Raw genomic sequence first — 15,355 nt, forward strand, 5'->3', positions numbered from 1 at the left:
GCCTCCCGGCACGTCGAAGTGGAACCGGCGTCAGGACGCTCGGAGCGCGTACAGCTACTCTCGGCGCTGACCGCAGCCAGCCCTTAGAAACGGTTCCTGAGCCATCCTATTGGTTCCGCCCAACCAACTTGCACTTGCGCTGTAGCAGTTGGGAGAATTTCCCTTTCTCGCCTTGAGAACTCTACTGTCTCGTCCACGGAGGCGAGACGGAGGGGAAGATCGCTCGCGGCCGTTCTGCGCATGAGGGCGCCGACCTCGGCGCGGGCGTGTTGCAGTCGCTCGATAGTGGCGGCCAGCTCAGCGTCGAGAGCCCCCAGATCACGCGGGTCCGGGGCGGAATCCGGGCTGTCACGCATGTCCGCGATCTGGGAGAGGGAGAAGCCCAGAACGGTGAGGCGCTTGATCCGGAGGAGTCGGACGAGATGTGGCAGGGCGCGGTGGGTGTCGGTTGCCTGACTCTCGGGACGCCATTTCCGCGCCGAGCGGACTCGCTGCTCCTCTCGCGAAGGCATACGCATCAATCCGCTGAACGAACAGATCCCAAGACAACATCAGTCTGCACGGCGGAACGCATGGAGCCAGCGCCGCTTTCGGAGCCTCATTTCGTCCTCCACCGCACGACGTCGAACGTTAGGAAATGGGGAACCAGGTCGTGAGGCGCTTGGCGATAACCGGTACATCGATGTTGTCCTGTGCGACTTCCTCGACGAACGGGCCGGCAACGGAGACGGGCGGCGGGACGGTACTGGCGCTCACGCCGTTGAACCGCAGGAAGACACGCATGGCGAGCCAGGCGGTGCGCTTGTTGCCGTCGATGAGCGCGTGATTGCGGGCGACGGAGTGCAGCAGTGCCGCCGCCTTCTCGTGCAGTGTGGGATACAACTCGGCCCCGAACACGTTGGTCCGGGGTCGTTCGACAGCTGACACCAGAAGCCCCATGTCACGCACACTGTGCTCGGTACCGTTGACCGTGCGGGCGATGGCCAGGATCTCGTCGATCTGGATGTAGCGCACTTGGGTCACTTCAGGTAGTCCAGGATCTCCGCATCGCTGTCCATGAGCTCGGCCAGGACGTCATCGACCTTCATCTCGGCCCGGTTCTGGGCGTCACGGATGGCCTCAATGGCAAGTTCCTGCTTGCTGCGGCCCTCCCGACGAGCCCGCTCGGTGAGCTTCGCGTCAAGGTCGTCGGGGAGTCGGAGTGTCATCGCCACACAGGAATGATACCAGGGCGGTATCAAAGTGGCGCGGTCGGGTCGCGTTCTCCGCTCGCACCGCCGCTGCGGAGGCGCTTCAGAGACTTCCGCTTCGAGCGTCATCCGAGCGTCAAGAACCTCCGAACGACCCTCTGAAGGCGTCGCCGATGCAAGCGCCTCGCTCACGAATCCGCAGGTCAGGGAGCTCACAAAGATCGATCCGTCTGCTCGAACCGCTGTACGGAGAGAAACAGGTCGAGCGATCCAACCGAACCACAAAACCGCAGGTCAGGCACCCTTGTCAGCTGGCTCCAAGATAGCCACGCACTCCACATGATGCGTCATCGGAAACAGATCGAACGCCCGAAGCGTCCGCACCCGGTAGCCGCCCTCGCGGAAGTACGCCAGGTCCCGGGCGAGCGCGGCGGGATCGCAGGCGACGTAGGCGATGCGGCGGGCGCCCAGGGAGGAGAGGTGGGCGACCGTCTGGCGGCCGGCGCCGGCGCGGGGCGGGTCGAGGACGATGAGATCGACCTCCGTGATGCCCGTGCGCGGCAGGACCGACTCGACCTTGCCCTGCTCGATCCGGACCCGGGGGAAGCCGGCCAGGTTGTGCCGCGCGTCCTCCACCGCCCGCTTGCCGGACTCGATGCCGAGGACGGCGCCCTGCTCGCCGAGGCGGTCGGCCAGGGCGCCGGCGAAGAGGCCCACGCCGCAGTACAGGTCGAGGGCCATGTCGCCCTTGCGTGGCAGCAGGCCCTGCATGACCGCCGTCACCAGGGTGTCCGCCGCCTTCGGGTGGACCTGCCAGAAGCCGCCGCTGCCGACGCGGTAGGTGCGGCCGTCGGCCCGCTCGCGGACGAACGCGCGGCCGTGGACGCGGTGGACGCCGCCGTCCTTCTCGCCGACCCGCATGACCGACACGGGCCGGTCCAGCTCGACCAGGGGCAGCCGGGCCCCGGGCCGGGGCTCCAGGATCACCATGCGGTCCTGCGATCCCGTCGCGGCGATGGCGTCGACGGACGCCATACCGGACCAGTCGCGCTCCTCGATGCCCAGTTCGCTCACGCCCTGCGCCGCGATCATGCAGTGGTCGATCGGCTCGACCTCGTGCGAGCGGTGGCGGCGCAGTCCGGCGTTGCCGTCGGCGTCCACGGCGTACTGCACCCGCGTACGCCACTGCGGCACCTCACCGGCCGGCAGCTTGTCGCCCTCGGCCGGCATCACCGTGCCGTCCCAGCCGACGTCCTCGGGCGTGAGTCCCGCGAGTCGCTGCAGCTGCTCGGTGATCACCTCGCCCTTGAGGCGGCGCTGGGCGCCCGGCTTGGCGTGCTGCCAGTCGCAGCCGCCGCAGCGACCGGGGCCGGCGAACGGGCAGGGAGCCTCGATGCGGTCCTTGGATGCCTCGAGGATCTCCACCGCGTCGGCGCGCAGAAAGCGCGCGCCCTCCTCGCCCTCCGTCACCCGGACCACCACCCGCTCGCCGGGCAGCGTGTGCCGGACGAACAGCACCTGGCCCTCGGAGGTACGGGCGATGCAGTGGCCGCCGTGGGCGACGGGGCCGACCTCGACCTCGTACTCCTGACCCACCAGAGACTTCGTCGGTTCTGCCTGCATGGTGGGGTGACTCCAGATCGAAGAAAGAGACTCGGGAAAGGGACGGCAAAGACACTCGGCGCGGGGGCGGCCGTACCGGTGGGCCGGACAACAGCCCACCAGTCTACGGCCTCCCCGCCGGGCCTCAGTCCTTGGCCGCCGACGACTCCTTCGGCCGTTCCACCGCCGGTCCACGGCGGACCGCACCCGGCGCGCTCCAGTCCTGCCGCCTGCGGGCCCGCACCTTGGCGGCCTCGGAGGACTGCAACTGGTAGGGCACCGAGGTCACCATGACACCCGGTGTGAACAGCAGGCGGCCCTTCAGACGCAGGGCGCTCTGGTTGTGCAGCAGGTGCTCGTACCAGTGTCCGACCACGTACTCGGGGATGATCACGGAGACCGCGTCGCGCGGGGACTCCTTGCGCAGGCTCTTGACGTACTCGATCACCGGGCGGGTGATCTCGCGGTACGGCGAGTCCAGGACCTTCAGCGGTACGTCGATGCCGCGCCGCTCCCACTCCTCGCGCAGTGCCTTGGTCTCGGCCGGGTCGACGTTGACCGTCAGCGCCTCCAGGGAGTCCGAGCGCATCAGCTTCGCGTACGCCAGGGCACGCAGCGTCGGACGGTGGATCTTGGAGATCAGGACGACCGAGTGCACCCGGGACGGGCGGACCATGTCGTCGGCGGGGCCCTCGGGGGCCGCGATCTCCTCGGCGACGCGGTCGTAGTGCTTCCGGATCGCGGTCATGGTCGCGTAGAAGATGACCATGCCGAGCAGGGCCACCCAGGCGCCGTGCGTGAACTTGGTGACCAGGACGACGACCAGCACCAGGCCGGTGAAGAAGGCGCCGAACGCGTTGATCGCGCGCGAGCGGACCATGTGGCGGCGCTGGGCCGGGTCCTTCTCCAGGGACAGATGGCGGTTCCAGTGCCGGACCATGCCGGTCTGGCTGAGCGTGAAGGACACGAACACGCCGACGATGTACAGCTGGATCAGGCGCGTGGAGTCGGCGCCGTAGATGACCACCAGCAGGGCCGCCGCGCCCGCGAGCAGCACGATGCCGTTGGAGAACGCCAGGCGGTCGCCTCGGGTGTGCAGCTGGCGGGGCAGGTAGCGGTCCTGGGCGAGGATCGAGCCGAGCAGCGGGAAGCCGTTGTACGCGGTGTTGGCGGCCAGGAAGAGGACGAGGGCGGTGGCCGCGGCGAGCACGACGAACAGGAAGCTGCCCTTGCCGAAGACCGCCTCGGCGACCTGGGAGATCACCGGGTTCTGGACGTAGCCGGAGCCGAGCGGGCTGCCGTTGTGGATCAGGTCGGTGGCCGGGTGTTCGGCCATGCGGACCTTCGTCGTCATCGCGAGGGCGATGATGCCGCAGAACATGGTGACGGCCAGCAGGCCCATCATCGCGAGCGTCGTCGCCGCGTTCTTCGACTTGGGCTTGCGGAAGGCCGGGACGCCGTTGGAGATGGCCTCCACGCCCGTCAGCGCGGCACAGCCCGAGGAGAAGGCGCGCAGCAGCAGGAAGACGAGCGCGAAGCCCGCGAGGCCCTGGTGTTCGGCCTTGATGTGGTAGTCGGCCGTCGGGGCGAGCATGGTGTCGCCGAGGACCAGGCCCCGGAACGCCCCCCACGCGATCATGATGAAGACGCCGCCGACGAAGACGTAGGTCGGGATCGCGAAGAGCTTGCCCGACTCCTTCACGCCGCGCAGGTTCATCAGCGTCAGCAGGACGATCACGGTGGTCGCGCAGAGCACCTTGTGCTCGACCACGAAGGGGACCGCGGAGCCGAGGTTCTCGATGCCGGAGGCGATGGAGACGGCGACGGTGAGCACGTAGTCCACGAGCAGGGCGCTGGCGACGGTCAGACCGGCCTTGGGCCCCAGGTTGGTGTTGGCGACCTCGTAGTCGCCGCCGCCACTCGGGTACGCGTGCACGTTCTGCCGGTAGGAGGCGACCACGGTGAACATCAGCACGACGACCGCGACGGCGATCCACGGGCTGAAGTGGTACGCCGACACGCCCGCGATGGACAGGACCAGCAGGACCTCCCCCGGCGCGTAGGCGACGGAGGACAGCGGGTCGGAGGCGAAGACGGGCAGTGCGATGCGCTTCGGTAGGAGCGTTTCGCCCAACCGGTCACTGCGCAGTGCGCGCCCGATCAGAATCCGTTTGGGCACGTCGGTCAGTTTGGACACGAGAGAGGATCGTAAGCCTTCGAACAGGCAGCCGCCCAGTCGCCGTCCCGTATCTGCCCCAGGAGTGAACTCAAACCTCACAGGAACTGCGGATTCCGTGGCGGCCGAGCCTTCCGTGCCTGGATGGCAAACCCCGCCTGTCATCGCACCTCGGAGGTTCCATGCCCGCGACCGCTGAGCTGATCGGGGCCACGGCCGCCCTCGTCGGCCTCGGAATCCTGACTCTGTTCAGCGTGCGCAGCATCACTCGCCGGTGGGCGCGATCCATGCTCGGCGACGGGGAGCGGCGCCACTGATCGCGGAAACCCCCGCACGGGGGTGCCCGCCCCGAACCACCCGTGTGTAGCTTTGGGCGTCGGTCTGAGACCCTGATGCTGAGCAGTAACTTTTGGACACCGGAAGGACGGTCGTGCACATCGTCATCATGGGCTGCGGAAGAGTGGGTTCCGCTCTTGCCCAGACCCTGGAGCAACAGGGACACACGGTCGCCGTGATCGACCAGGACCCCACCGCCTTCCGCCGGCTGGGCCCGGGATTCGGGGGCCGCCGGGTCACCGGGGTCGGCTTCGACCAGGACACCCTGCGCGAGGCGGGCATCGAGGAGGCCGGCGCGTTCGCCGCCGTCTCCAGCGGTGACAACTCCAACATCATCTCCGCGCGCGTGGCCCGCGAGATGTTCGGTGTGGAGAACGTGGCCGCCCGCATCTACGACCCCCGCCGCGCCGAGGTCTACCAGCGCCTGGGCATCCCCACCGTGGCCACGGTCCGCTGGACCGCCGACCAGATGCTGCGCCGCCTGCTTCCCTCGGGCGCCGAGCCGCTGTGGCGCGACCCCACCGGCGGCGTCCAGCTCGCCGAGGTGCACGCCTCGTCGAAGTGGGTCGGGCACAAGATCAGCAAGATGCAGGAGGAGACGGGCGTCCGGGTGGCGTTCCTGACCCGCCTGGGCGAGGCGATCCTGCCCACCTCGCAGACGGTGCTCCAGGAGGGCGACCTCGTGCACGTGATGATGCGGTCGGACGACGTCGAGAAGGTCGAGGCGGCGTTCGCCGGGGGCCCGGAAGAGGAGGGCGGTCACTGATGAGGGTCGCCATTGCCGGTGCCGGCGCCGTCGGCCGCTCGATCGCGGGCGAGCTGCTGGAGAACGGCCACGAGGTCCTGCTCATCGACAAGGCCCCGACCGCCATCTCGGTGGAGCGGGTGCCCCAGGCGGAGTGGCTGCTGGCCGACGCCTGCGAGATCACGTCCCTGGACGAGGCGGCGCTCCAGCGCTGCAACGTCGTGATCGCCGCGACCGGCGACGACAAGGTCAACCTGGTCGTCTCGCTGCTCGCCAAGACGGAGTACGGCGTCCCGCGCGTCGTCGCCCGGGTGAACAACCCCAAGAACGAGTGGCTGTTCACCGAGGCCTGGGGCGTGGACGTGGCCGTCTCCACGCCGCGCCTGATGTCCGCCCTGGTCGAGGAGGCGGTGAGCGTCGGCGACCTGGTCCGGCTGCTGCGCTTCAGCCACGGCGACGCCAACCTCGTCGAGCTGACCCTGCCCGAGGAGTCGGCCCTGGCCGGCACCCAGGTCGGTGACGTCGAGTGGCCGCAGGACACCTCGCTGGTCACGATCATCCGCGGCACCCGCGTGCTGACCCCCTCCAAGGAGGACTCCCTGGAGGCGGGCGACGAGCTGCTCTTCGTGGCCGCGCAGGCCCGGGAGGAGCAGCTGGAGGAGCTGCTGTCGGTGCGGCGGGAAGAGGCCTGACGCCTCCCGGCGGTACGACGGTGAAGGGCGCCCTTGATGTCAAGGGCGCCCTTCACGTCGTAGGACCCGCTCACGCCTACCGGCGGTGCCGTCCGCCCGTCGACTCGCCGCTCACGCCTACCGGCGGTGCCGTCCGCCCGTCGACTCGCCGCTCTCGGCGGCCGGCGCGGCCTGGCGCTCCTGCTCGGCCTTCTCCTCGGCCTCCATCTCCGCGAAGACGTCGATGGGTGCCGGGGCCTTGGCGAGGAAGACCCAGGTGAGCCACACCGCCAGCAGGAACGGCGGGATCTTCAGGGCGACCAGGACCCAGCCGAGCTGGGCGGTGTCGGCCCACCAGTACAGCGGGAAGAGGATCGCGCACTTGGCGAGCAGGATCAGGCCCCAGGCCCAACTGGCCTTCGCGTACGCCTTCTTGCGGCCGGGGTTGCGGGTGCGCCAGGAGAGGTTCTCCTTGAAGACCGGGCCGAGGATGAGGCCGATCAGGGGCACCCCGGCGAGGGTCGTGACGATGTACGCCAGCGCCAGGCCCAGCGTGTAGAGCATGCCGGGGAGGTAGAAGTCCTTGGCGTTGCCCGTGAACATCGCGAACACGACACCGAAGGCCACGCCGAACACACCGCTGAAGGCGTGCTTGACGGTGTCCTTCCGGGCCAGCCGGACCACGACCAGGACCAGGGAGACGGCCAGCGCGGCGATCGCCGACACGTGCAGGTTCTTGTCGATCGTGAAGATCGTGACGAAGAGCAGGCCCGGCACGACCGTCTCGACCATGCCGCGGACACCGCCGAACGCCTCGAACAGCGCGGCCTCGGTCACCGCGCGGGCATCGTCGGACGGGCTCTGGTCGGTTCCTTCGGTCGGCTTGTCGAGGGACGTCACCGGCTACTCCCGTCCAAGGGGTCGCAGTTCGTATTTCGGGTTGAACAGCACGCGGCGGCCCCGGCTCATCGAGATCCGGCCCGAGGCGATCAGCTTGCGCCCCGGTTCTATGCCCACGATGGAGCGCCTGCCGAGCCACACCACGTCCAGCGCGGCCGAGCCGTCGAACAGCTCGGCCTCCAGGGCCGGGACTCCGGCGCGTGGGCGCAGGGTGACCGTGCGCAAGGTACCAGTTACGGTGACGATCTGCCGGTCCCGGCAGTCGCCGATCTTCGTACAGCCCGCCGTCTCGGCGTCCTCACGCAGCTCCTCGGACTCCAGGTCCTCCTGCGACGAGGAGAGCCGGTCGAGCATGCGCCGGAACCGGCCGGCCGGCTTTTCGGATCGAGGAACAGCACTCATGTCTGAAGCCTACCGGGGGGCACCGACAGGACCGTAAACCAGCTCACCTCCCGAACCGGTGGCGCCCGACGCGCCGGCTCACTTCTCGAACCGGTATCCCATCCCCGGCTCCGTGATGAAGTGCTTGGGGTGCGAGGGATCCGCCTCCAGTTTCCGGCGCAGCTGGGCCATGTAGACGCGCAGGTAGTTGGTCTCGGTCCCGTACGACGGCCCCCACACCTCCTGCAGCAGCTGTTTCTGTCCGACCAGGCGGCCGGTGTTGCGGACCAGCACCTCCAGCAGGTGCCACTCGGTGGGGGTGAGCCGGACGTCCCTGCCGCCACGGTCGACCTTCTTGGCGGCGAGGTCGACGGTGAAACCCTCCGTCTCGAGGGTCGTCAGGTCGTCCGCACCCGGGCCGGCCGGCTCGGCCCGGCGTACGGCGGCCCGCAGCCGGGCGAGCAGCTCGTCCATGCCGAAGGGCTTGGTGACGTAGTCGTCGGCGCCGGCGTCCAGCGCCTCCACCTTCTCGTCGGAGGAGTGGCGGGCGGAGAGGACCAGGATGGGGACGCGGGTCCGGCCGCGCAGCCCCCGGATCACCTCGACGCCGTCCATGTCCGGCAGGCCGAGGTCGAGGACCACCACGTCGGGGTGGCGGGAGGCGGCCAGCTCGAGGGCGGTCCTGCCGTCGGGGGCCGCGTCGACCTCGTACTTGCGCGCCTTGAGGTTGATCACGAGGGCGCGCACGATCTGCGGCTCGTCGTCGACCACGAGCACCCTCGTGGGGGTTCGGGGGGTCCCCCCATTCGGGCTCAGCATAGGGTCTGCCTTTCTGGTTCTGCGGGGTTCTCCGGTGCCCGGAGAGACTCGGGACGCGATCCTGCCGCGCGCAGGCTGAGCACCATGGTGAGCCCGCCGCCCGGCGTGTCCTCGGCGTTGAGGGCGCCGCCCATGGCCTCGGCGAAGCCCCGGGCGACCGCGAGGCCGAGTCCGACCCCCGCACCGCGCGGAGCGTCACCGTACCGCTGGAACGGTTCGAAGATGCGGTCCTTGGCCTCGTCCGGCACGCCCGGTCCGCGGTCCACCACACGCACCTCGACCCGGCCGGCCATGGCGCTGGCGGAGACCAGGACGCGCTGCCCGCGCGGGCTGTACTTGACGGCGTTCTCCACCAGGTTGGCCACCGACCGCTCCAGCAGCCCCGGGTCGACGGCGACCATCGGCAGGGTCTCGGGCACGTCCAGTTCGACGCTGTCCTCGGGTACGCCCCCGAGCGCCATCGGTACGACCTCGTCCACGTCGATCTCGCGGATGAGCGGGGTGACGGTGCCGGTGTGCAGGCGGGACATGTCGAGGAGGTTGCCCACGAGGTGGTCGAGGCGGTCGGCACCCTCCTCGATGCCCTGCAGCAGTTCCGCCTGGTCCTCCTCGGACCAGGCCACGTCGTCGGAGCGGAGGGAGGAGACCGCGGCCTTGATCCCGGCGAGCGGGGTGCGCAGGTCGTGGCTGACCGCGGCCAGCAGGGCGGTGCGGGTGCGGTTGCCCTCGGCGAGCGCGCGGGCCTGGTCGGCCTCTTCCCGCAAGCGCCTGCGGTCGAGGACGACGGCTGCCTGGGCGGCGAAGGCGGCGAGCACCCGGCGGTCCTCGGCGGGCAGGACCCGGCCGGTGAGCGCGAGGGCCATGTGGTCGCCGACGGGCATGTCCACGTCGGCGTCCTCGGGGCGCTCGAGCGGGAACCCGTCCCCGGCGCGGCCGGCGCACGTCCACGGGTCGACGTCGCTCGCCCGCTCCAGCAGGGCGGCCGAGTCCATGGCGAACGTCTCGCGGACGCGCTCCAGCAGCTCCTCCAGGCTGGTCTCGCCGCGCAGCACGTTGCCGGCGAGGAAGGAGAGGATCTCGGACTCGGCGCGCAACCGGGCGGCCTGGTGGGTGCGCCGGGCCGCGAGGTCCACCACCGAGGCGACCGACATGCCGACGCCGAAGAAGATCGCGATGGCGACGATGTTCCTGGGGTCGGCGATGGTCAGCCGGTGCAGGGGCGGGGTGTAGAAGTAGTTCAGCAGCAGCGAGCCGAAGGCCGCCGAGGCCAGGGCGGGCAGCAGGCCGCCGAGCAGGGCCGCCGCGACCGTGACGGCCAGGAACAGCAGCATGTCGTTGGCGAGACCGAGACCGACGGTGTTCAGCAGCACCGCGAGGACCGCGGGGCCGGTCAGACCCACCGCCCAGCCCCAGATGATCCGGGCCCGCCCGAGCCGTGCGCCGCGGGCCACGGGCAGTCCGCGGCCCTTGGCGACCTCCTCGTGGGTGACGATGTGGACGTCGAGGTCGGGCCCGGACTCCCGGGCGACCGTGGCGCCGACACCGGGTCCGAAGACGTACTGCCAGGCCTTGCGGCGCGAGGAGCCCAGCACGATCTGGGTGGCGTTGACGCCGCGCGCGAAGTCGAGCAGGGCGGTCGGTATGTCGTCGCCGACCACGTGGTGGAAGGTGCCGCCCAGGTCCTCCGCGAGGGTGCGCTGGACGGCCAGCTCCTTCGGGGAGGCCGAGGTCAGTCCGTCGCTGCGGGCTATGTAGACGGCGAGGACCTCACCCCCGGCACCCTTCTCGGCGAGCCGGGCGGCACGGCGGATGAGCGTGCGCCCCTCGGGCCCGCCGGTCAGCCCGACGACGATCCGTTCGCGGGAGCCCCAGATCCGGGAGACCCGGTGTTCACTGCGGTACTCGGTCAGGTACTCGTCGGCCCGGTCGGCCACCCACAGCAGCGCCAGCTCCCGCAGGGCGGTGAGGTTGCCGGGGCGGAAGTAGTTGGACAGGGCCGCGTCGACCTTGTCCGGCTGGTGGATGTTGCCGTGTGCCATGCGGCGGCGCAGGGCCTGCGGGGACATGTCGACCAGCTCGATCTCGCCGGCCCGCCGGACCACCTCGTCGGGCACCGTGTCGCGCTGCCGCACCCCGGTGATCGACTCCACGACGTCGCCGAGTGATTCCAGGTGCTGGATGTTGACGGTCGAGATCACGTCGATCCCGGCGGCGAGCAGCTCCGCCACATCCTGCCAGCGCTTGGCGTTGCGGGAGCCGGGGACGTTGGTGTGGGCGAGTTCGTCCACGAGGGCGACGGCGGGGGCCCGGCGCAGCACCGCCTCGACGTCCATCTCGCCGACGGAGGCGCCCCGGTACTCCAGCTGTCTGCGCGGCACCTGTTCCAGACCGTGCAGCATCACCTCGGTGCGCGGCCGGCCGTGGTGCGCGACGAACGCGACGACGCAGTCGGTGCCCCGCTCGATACGGCGGTGCGCCTCGGCGAGCATGGCGTAGGTCTTGCCCACGCCCGGTGCCGCACCGAGGTAGATCCGAAGCTTGCCGCGTGCCATGACCTCATTGTCTTCCGGTGACTGCCGCCTACGCAGCGTCGACCTTACGGCCACCGATCACGGCGAGCGGGACAGCGGTGCGGGCGGCCGGGCAACTTTGACGCAACCCTGACGAGCACCCTGACGAGCCGGGACGAGCCCTTCGACGAGCCTGTCGAGCACCGGCGCGGACGTGCGCCTCGGCGTGCGCCTTGCCGAGCCGACCCGGTTCAGTGCTCGGTGATCTCGCCGTCGCGCAGCTCCAGCACCCGGTCGGCGAGGTCCAGCAGGGTCGCGTCATGGGTGGCGACCAGGGCGGTGGCCTGCTCGCTGTGGACGACGGCCCGCAGCAGCTCCATGACGGCGTGCCCGGTCTCGGCGTCGAGCTGCCCGGTCGGTTCGTCGGCGATCAGCAGGGCCGGGCGGTTGGCGAGGGCTCGGGCGATGGCGACCCGTTGCTGCTGGCCGCCGGACAGCTCGCCGGGCCGCTGGGTCGCGTGGCCGGCCAGCCCGACGAGGGAGAGCAACAGCTCGACGCGCTCCTCCCGCTCGCGCGGCTCGGCGCGGCGCAGCCGCAGCGGGACGCCCACGTTCTCGGCCGCGGTGAGGATCGGAATGAGCCCGAAGGACTGGAAGACGAACCCGATCCGGTCGCGGCGCAGCCGCAGCAGCTCGTTCTCGCCCAGCTCCCCCAGCTGCCGCCCGTCGACCTCGACCCGCCCCTGGTCGGGCGTGTCGAGTCCGCCGACGATGTTCAGCAGCGTGGTCTTGCCGGAGCCGGAACGGCCTTTGAGGGCGACGAGTTCGCCGCGCGGCACCTCGAGAGACACCCCGCGAAGGGCGTGTACGGCGGCGGCGCCCCGCCCGTACGACTTGTGGACGTCCTCGACGCGCACCATGGTCTCGGTGAGCACCCGGCTCATGCCGCCTCCCCCGTCGTCCCCGTGGACCGGGCGCCAGTATCGCCGTGGGGCGCCCGGCCGTTCAACGGTTCGGTTCGGGTTGTCGCGGTGGGTGAGGGTCTCCCGGGGCGACCAAGAGGCTGTTGCCGCCGGCCGCCGAGCGCCTGCCGCAGGCGTTCGCCGACGTCCACGTGCACCGGTGGACGCAGGCGGCGGCCCGGGTGCGGAACTGCTCGCCGTCGTGATCATTCGGCCGTCACGGGGTCACGCGTGCGAAAGGGCCGCACCCGAGGGGTGCGGCCCTGCGTCTTCCCGGTGTCAGCGGACCTCGGTGATCTCCGGTCCGCGCTGCAGCTGGCCCATGCCGCCGGAGAAGCGCGAGCCCTCCTCCTGCTGGACGCCCTCGGGAACCATCTGGGCGTCGTTGGGCAGCTTGAGGACGATCGGGTCGCGGGGCGCCATCGGGCCCTCGCCGCGGACCACGACCGTGTCACGGAAGATCTGCTCCAGCAGACCGGCGGCCTGCGGCTGCACCGCCCCCTGGCCCGAGATCACACCGCGCAGGAACCAGCGCGGGCCGTCCACGCCGACGAACCGCACGACCTGGAAGCCACCGGTGCCGTCCGGCAGCTGGACCGGCACCTGGGCGCGCAGTTCCCAGCCCAGCGGACCCTCGACCTCGTCGACGATGCCACCCTGCTGGGTGATGCCGCCCCCGATCTCCTCGCGGACCTCCCCCCAGATGCCCTCGCGTTTGGGCGCGGCGAACGCCTGGAGCTGGATGGCGCTGTCGCGCAGTACGACGGTCGCGGCGACGATCGCGTCACCCGCGACCTCGACCCGCAGCTCCATGCCGTCGACGCCCGGGATGAACAGCCCGCCGAGGTCCACGCGGCCCTCGCCCGGGTCGCGCACCTCGCTGCTGTCCCACGGCCCGTCGGGCCGGGGCCCGGGCTCCAGCCGGACGCGCCCGCGCTCGGCCTCCAATTCCTCGTCCGCCTCGGTGTCGACGCTGTCGACGACCTGCTCGGCCTCGCCGGCCGCGTCCTCGGCGGCACCCTTCTTGTTGCGACGTCCGAACACGTCACTGTCCTTCCCGGTCGGATACGACCGAAGCGTATCGATTCCCACCCGTGGGACCGCCCATGGCGGCCTGACCGCTTGTGCCGCTCTCGTCGCCCACCGCGGCATGGCCACCGGTGGACCCGAAGCCCCCTTCGGCCCGCGCCGAGCCGGGAAGTTCCGCCACCTCCTGGAAGCGGACCCTCTCGACCTGCTGGACGACCAGTTGGGCAATCCGGTCGAAGCGCTCGAACCGCACCGACTCGCGCGGGTCGAGATTCACCACGATCACCTTGATCTCCCCACGGTACCCGGCGTCAACCGTCCCTGGGGCATTCACGAGGGCCACGCCGCAGCGGGCGGCGAGGCCGGAACGCGGGTGCACGAAGGCCGCGTACCCCTCCGGAAGGGCGATCGACACACCCGTGGGGAGCACGGCCCGCTCACCGGGCTTCAGTTCACAGGCCTCGGTGGTGCGCAGATCGGCGCCGGCGTCCCCCGGGTGCTCATACGCCGGAAGCGGTACGTCCGGATCCACGCGCCGGATCTGCACGGCGAGTTCCTGACGGGGCTCATGGCTCACGGGTTCACCTCGAAGGCGCGGGCACGCCGGATCTGGTCCGGGTCGTCCATGGCGGCCTGGATCTCCTCCCTGCGGCCGTGGTCGATGAAGTGGTCCACCTTGACCTCGATGAAGAGGGCGTCGGCGCGGACGGCGACGGGCCCGTGGGGACCGCCGATGCGCCCGGTGGCGGTGGAGTAGATCTTCCGCCCGGCGACGGCGGTGATCTCGGCCTCCAGGTACAGCGTGGTGCCCACGGGCACGGGCCGCACGAAGTCGGTCTCCAGCCGGCCGGTGACGGCGATGGTCCGCAGCAGCCAGTTCAGCGAGCCGAGGGTCTCGTCCAGGGCCGTGGCCAGCACTCCGCCGTGCGCGAGGCCGGGGGCGCCCTGGTGGGCGGGCTGGACGGTGAACTCGGCGGTCAGCGAGACGCCCGCACCGGCCCGGGCCGCCAGGTGCAGTCCGTGCGACTGCCCGGGACCACAACCGAAACAGTGTTCGTAGTGCGCACCGAGGAGTTCTCCGGGCGCGGGCGCGTCGGGGTGCCGTACCGGTTTCACCGCGTCGGCGGGAGGCTGAAGAGCTGCGGAACTACCACTCACAGGCGCAGACCTTACCCGCGCGTCGGCCAAGTGCGGATCCCGTGCCAAGCTTGGCCCCATGCAGCTTGCCGCCACCCCCTACGAAGAACGCCTCACCGCCCCCCGCTCGTGGTGGCTGATCAGCTTCCTCGTGGGTGTCTCCTTCGCCCTGATCCTGCTCCCGTTCGGCACCCTGCCGCTGCTCGGCGGCCTGGTCGGCGGTACGGCCGCGGCGGCGGTGGTGGCCAGCGCCTACGGCTCCCCGCGCATCCGTGTCGTGGGTGACTCCCTGATCGCGGGCGAGGCGAAGATCCCGGTGTCGGCGCTGGGGGGGTCGGAGATCCTGGACGCCGAGGAGGCCCGCGCCTGGCGGACGTACAAGGCCGACACCCGCGCCTTCCTGCTGCTGCGGGCTTACATCCCCACGGCGCTGCGCGTGGAGGTCACCGACCCCGAGGACCCGACGCCCTACCTGTACCTGTCGACGCGGGAGCCGGAGAAGCTGGCCGCGGCGATCGAGGCGGCCCGGAAGGCGAACGCCTAGTGACCTGAGTCGGAGATTCGTCGGCAGTAGGCGGCGACTTTGTCGAGGATCTCGTCTGCGGTCTTCGTCCAGATGAACGGTCTGGGGTGTTCGTTCCAGTCGGCGAGCCAGCTGCGGATGTCCCGTTCCAGGGCTTGGACGGAGCGGTGGACGCCTCGCTTGAGCTTCTTCTGCGTGAGCCCGGCGAACCACCGCTCCACCAGGTTCAGCCAGGACGAACTCGTCGGCCTGAAGTGCAGGTGGAAACGCGGGTGTGCCAGCAGCCACTTCTTGATGGCGGGTGTCTTGTGAGTGACGTAGTTGTCCAGGATGAGGTGGACATCGAGGTCAGCGGGGACCTCCTTGTCGCGACG

Annotated in this window: 16 protein-coding genes and 1 pseudogene; 4 read left to right on the forward strand and 13 right to left on the reverse strand. The window is 70.5% G+C overall.

Features of this window, described 5'->3' with window-relative positions; translation table 11 throughout:
- Positions 1-630 precede the first annotated feature (630 nt).
- The 4 genes from AC07C1_RS05315 to AC07C1_RS05330 form a co-directional block, all read right to left on the reverse strand.
- Positions 631-1,023: a type II toxin-antitoxin system death-on-curing family toxin gene (locus AC07C1_RS05315; protein WP_478937031.1), complete on the reverse strand. Its 393-nt coding sequence runs from the start codon at positions 1,021-1,023 to the stop codon at positions 631-633.
- On the reverse strand, positions 1,020-1,214 hold the full coding sequence (locus tag AC07C1_RS05320; RefSeq protein WP_478937032.1) for a ribbon-helix-helix protein, CopG family: 195 nt from the start codon (positions 1,212-1,214) through the stop codon (positions 1,020-1,022). The genes AC07C1_RS05315 and AC07C1_RS05320 overlap by 4 nt, the downstream gene beginning before the upstream one ends.
- A gap of 270 nt (positions 1,215-1,484) precedes the next feature.
- Positions 1,485-2,813, reverse strand: a complete 1,329-nt coding sequence (locus AC07C1_RS05325) for a class I SAM-dependent RNA methyltransferase (protein WP_478937033.1) — start codon at positions 2,811-2,813, stop codon at positions 1,485-1,487.
- 124 nt (positions 2,814-2,937) lie between these two features.
- On the reverse strand, positions 2,938-4,989 hold the full coding sequence (locus AC07C1_RS05330; protein ID WP_478937034.1) for an APC family permease: 2,052 nt from the start codon (positions 4,987-4,989) through the stop codon (positions 2,938-2,940).
- A 161-nt stretch (positions 4,990-5,150) separates the two neighbouring features.
- Between AC07C1_RS05330 and AC07C1_RS05335 the strand changes: the two genes are divergently transcribed.
- The 3 genes from AC07C1_RS05335 (at position 5,151) to AC07C1_RS05345 (ending at position 6,741) form a co-directional block, all read left to right on the forward strand.
- On the forward strand, positions 5,151-5,285 hold the full coding sequence (locus tag AC07C1_RS05335) for a hypothetical protein (RefSeq protein ID WP_478937241.1): 135 nt from the start codon (positions 5,151-5,153) through the stop codon (positions 5,283-5,285).
- Between the two features lie 113 nt (positions 5,286-5,398).
- Positions 5,399-6,070, forward strand: a complete 672-nt coding sequence (locus AC07C1_RS05340) for a potassium channel family protein (RefSeq protein WP_478937035.1) — start codon at positions 5,399-5,401, stop codon at positions 6,068-6,070.
- A complete protein-coding gene (locus tag AC07C1_RS05345) occupies positions 6,070-6,741 on the forward strand; it encodes a potassium channel family protein (RefSeq protein WP_478937036.1) in 672 nt (223 codons plus the stop codon). Before AC07C1_RS05340 ends, AC07C1_RS05345 begins: the two co-directional genes overlap by 1 nt.
- A gap of 117 nt (positions 6,742-6,858) precedes the next feature.
- Here the strand turns inward: AC07C1_RS05345 and AC07C1_RS05350 are convergent, their stop codons facing one another.
- The 8 genes from AC07C1_RS05350 to AC07C1_RS05385 form a co-directional block, all read right to left on the reverse strand.
- Positions 6,859-7,620: a DUF3159 domain-containing protein gene (locus AC07C1_RS05350; protein WP_478937037.1), complete on the reverse strand. Its 762-nt coding sequence runs from the start codon at positions 7,618-7,620 to the stop codon at positions 6,859-6,861.
- 3 nt (positions 7,621-7,623) lie between these two features.
- Positions 7,624-8,022, reverse strand: a complete 399-nt coding sequence (locus tag AC07C1_RS05355; protein ID WP_093474051.1) for an OB-fold nucleic acid binding domain-containing protein — start codon at positions 8,020-8,022, stop codon at positions 7,624-7,626.
- Positions 8,023-8,100: 78 nt separating this feature from the next.
- Positions 8,101-8,820 (reverse strand): response regulator, encoded by a 720-nt coding sequence (locus tag AC07C1_RS05360; protein ID WP_478937038.1) that lies wholly within the window; start codon positions 8,818-8,820, stop codon positions 8,101-8,103.
- A complete protein-coding gene (locus tag AC07C1_RS05365; RefSeq protein ID WP_478937039.1) occupies positions 8,814-11,372 on the reverse strand; it encodes an ATP-binding protein in 2,559 nt (852 codons plus the stop codon). The genes AC07C1_RS05360 and AC07C1_RS05365 overlap by 7 nt, the downstream gene beginning before the upstream one ends.
- A 209-nt stretch (positions 11,373-11,581) precedes the next feature.
- Positions 11,582-12,274: an ABC transporter ATP-binding protein gene (locus AC07C1_RS05370; RefSeq protein WP_478937040.1), complete on the reverse strand. Its 693-nt coding sequence runs from the start codon at positions 12,272-12,274 to the stop codon at positions 11,582-11,584.
- 297 nt (positions 12,275-12,571) lie between these two features.
- Positions 12,572-13,336, reverse strand: coding sequence for a DUF3710 domain-containing protein (locus tag AC07C1_RS05375; RefSeq protein WP_478937041.1), 765 nt, complete (start codon positions 13,334-13,336; stop codon positions 12,572-12,574).
- A 1-nt stretch (position 13,337) separates the two neighbouring features.
- The gene (gene dut, locus AC07C1_RS05380) at positions 13,338-13,898 is read right to left on the reverse strand and encodes a dUTP diphosphatase (RefSeq protein WP_478937042.1); all 561 of its coding nucleotides are present in this window, start codon (positions 13,896-13,898) and stop codon (positions 13,338-13,340) included.
- On the reverse strand, positions 13,895-14,479 hold the full coding sequence (locus AC07C1_RS05385) for a PaaI family thioesterase (protein WP_478937043.1): 585 nt from the start codon (positions 14,477-14,479) through the stop codon (positions 13,895-13,897). Before AC07C1_RS05385 ends, dut begins: the two co-directional genes overlap by 4 nt.
- 58 nt (positions 14,480-14,537) lie before the next feature.
- Here AC07C1_RS05385 and AC07C1_RS05390 point away from each other — a divergent pair, with 58 nt between their 5' ends.
- Positions 14,538-15,002, forward strand: coding sequence for a DUF3093 domain-containing protein (locus AC07C1_RS05390; protein ID WP_478937044.1), 465 nt, complete (start codon positions 14,538-14,540; stop codon positions 15,000-15,002).
- Here the strand turns inward: AC07C1_RS05390 and AC07C1_RS05395 are convergent.
- Positions 14,999-15,349 (reverse strand): annotated as a pseudogene (locus tag AC07C1_RS05395) (transposase); the annotation flags it as partial. The gene AC07C1_RS05390 and the pseudogene AC07C1_RS05395 sit on opposite strands and share 4 nt — an antisense overlap.
- Positions 15,350-15,355 lie beyond the last annotated feature (6 nt).

This window comes from Streptomyces sp. NPDC045022, assembly GCF_056432605.1.